This window comes from Sphingomonas olei (assembly GCF_045369765.1).
In the GTDB taxonomy this organism is placed as follows: domain Bacteria; phylum Pseudomonadota; class Alphaproteobacteria; order Sphingomonadales; family Sphingomonadaceae; genus Sphingomonas; species Sphingomonas panaciterrae.
Genome location: NZ_JBIQEU010000087.1, coordinates 1 through 671, shown reverse-complemented (window position 1 = coordinate 671; position 671 = coordinate 1). Strand labels below are relative to the sequence as shown.

At 52.6% G+C, this 671-nt stretch carries 2 rRNA genes; both read right to left on the bottom strand.

What is annotated here, in order from left to right:
- Positions 1-108, bottom strand: a 5S ribosomal RNA gene (gene rrf, locus ACH0BU_RS18175); the annotation flags it as partial.
- Positions 109-173: 65 nt separating this feature from the next.
- Positions 174-671 (bottom strand): 23S ribosomal RNA (locus ACH0BU_RS18170); the annotation flags it as partial.

Below are 671 nucleotides of genomic sequence, written 5' to 3'. Positions count from 1 at the left end.
GCGTCCTACTCTCACAGGGGGAAACCCCCAACTACCATCGGCGCTGAAGAGCTTAACTGCCGTGTTCGGAATGGGAACGGGTGTGACCTCTTCGCTATCGCCACCAAACATAAAAGGAACGTTGTTCCTTCAAAACTAGATAATAAGAAGGTATTTCATTTTTTTAAAAAGCGTTGGTTAAGTCCTCGATCTATTAGTATCAGTCAGCTCCACATGTCACCATGCTTCCACCTCTGACCTATCAACCTGATCATCTTTCAGGGATCTTACTAGCTTGCGCCATGGGAAATCTCATCTTGAGGGGGGCTTCATGCTTAGATGCTTTCAGCACTTATCCCGTCCGCACGTAGCTACCCAGCTATGCCTTTGGCAAGACAACTGGTACACCAGCGGTGCGTCCATCCCGGTCCTCTCGTACTAAGGACAGCTCCTCTCAAATTTCCTGCGCCCGCGACGGATAGGGACCGAACTGTCTCACGACGTTCTGAACCCAGCTCGCGTACCGCTTTAATGGGCGAACAGCCCAACCCTTGGGACCGACTACAGCCCCAGGATGCGATGAGCCGACATCGAGGTGCCAAACCTCCCCGTCGATGTGGACTCTTGGGGGAGATAAGCCTGTTATCCCCGGGGTAGCTTTTATCCGTTGAGCGATGGCCCTTCCATGCGGA